General features: G+C 56.7%; 1 protein-coding gene. It reads left to right on the forward strand.

The window, feature by feature from the left end; all coding sequences use genetic code 11:
• Nucleotides 1-55 precede the first annotated feature (55 nt).
• On the forward strand, nt 56-1,348 hold the full coding sequence (locus ERE07_RS21555; protein WP_130011072.1) for an IS256 family transposase: 1,293 nt from the start codon (nt 56-58) through the stop codon (nt 1,346-1,348).
• Nucleotides 1,349-1,400: the final 52 nt, after the last annotated feature.

The following is a 1,400-nucleotide window of genomic DNA, read 5'->3' on the forward strand; positions in this document are numbered from 1 at the left end:
GAGAGTGTCCGTAATTTTGTGTTCGGTCCTATGATTATCTTCAAGGAGATGAACCATGGCACAAGAACCAAAGAAGGAACCTAAAGGCATTCCCAAGGGTGCGTTACCGGCCAGCGCCCAGCAATTGCTCGATGACATGGTCACTGGCCCCATGACGCCAGCAGCCATGCAGGATGTGTTCACACAGCTTAAGAAGGCGCTCATAGAGCGAGCGCTGGGCGCTGAGCTCGGTCAGCATCTGGGTTATCAGAGCGGGCAGGCCAAGCCTGAGTCGAGCCCGAATCAGCGCAACGGCACGAGCGGCAAGACGGTATTGACCGACACAGGGCCAGTACGCCTGGATATACCTCGAGATCGAGACGGCAGCTTCGAGCCGATCCTGATCCCCAAGCATGAACGACGTTTTACCGGTTTCGACGACAAGATCATCGCGATGTATGCCCGGGGCATGAGTGTGCGCGAGATCCAGGCGTTTTTAGCTGAGCAGTACGGCACCGACGTCTCGCCCGACTTCATCAGTTCAGTCACAGACGAAGTGATGGACGAGGTCCAAGCCTGGCAGCACCGGGCCCTGGAGCCGATGTACCCGGTGGTGTTCTTCGATGCGTTGCGGGTCAAGATTCGCGATGAGGGTGTGGTGCGCAACAAGGCGGTCTACATGGCCCTGGCTGTACTGCCCGATGGCACCCGTGAGATTCTGGGGCTGTGGATCGAGAATACCGAAGGGGCCAAGTTCTGGATGCGCGTGTTCAATGAGCTTAAAACACGGGGCGTGCAGGACATTCTGATCGCCGTGACTGATGGCCTGAAGGGCATGCCCGATGCCCTCGAAGCGGTGTTCCCGGCCACTACGCTACAGACGTGCATCGTGCACCTGATCCGCGCCAGCATGAGCTATGCCAACTGGCAGGACAGAAAGAAGCTCGGTTCGGCGTTGCGCCCGATCTACGGCGCGATCAACGCTGAAGCGGCCGAGCAGGCGCTGCAAGCATTCGCCCAAGGTCCCTGGGGCCAGAAGTATCCGATGATCGCAACCGGCTGGCAAAGGGCTTGGCAGCAGGTCATTCCCTTCTTCGCCTTCCCACCGGATATAAGACGAGTGATCTACACGACCAATGCCATTGAAAGCATCAATGCGCAACTGCGTAAGATCATCAAAACGCGTGGCCAGTTCCCGACCGATGAGGCCGCCTTGAAACTGCTGTGGCTGGCCATCCGAAATATCACCATCAAATGGGGGGCGGCCACCCATTTCTGGAAGGCTGCGATGCAGCAGTTTGCTATCCTATACGAGGAGCGATTCACCGATGTATATCGTTATCGCGATCCTGAGTCTCAGGGAAAATAGGCAGACTAATGTTTAACACCAACTGCCTGAACACAAAAAATCTGACATTCCC

The organism is Allopusillimonas ginsengisoli, from assembly GCF_004153455.1.
Lineage (GTDB): Bacteria > Pseudomonadota > Gammaproteobacteria > Burkholderiales > Burkholderiaceae_B > Allopusillimonas > Allopusillimonas ginsengisoli.

Coding starts and splice junctions, on each gene's coding strand:
- ERE07_RS21555 (WP_130011072.1), top strand. CDS start 56: ATGGCACAAGAACCAAAGAAGGAACCTAAAGGCATTCCCAAGGGTGCG.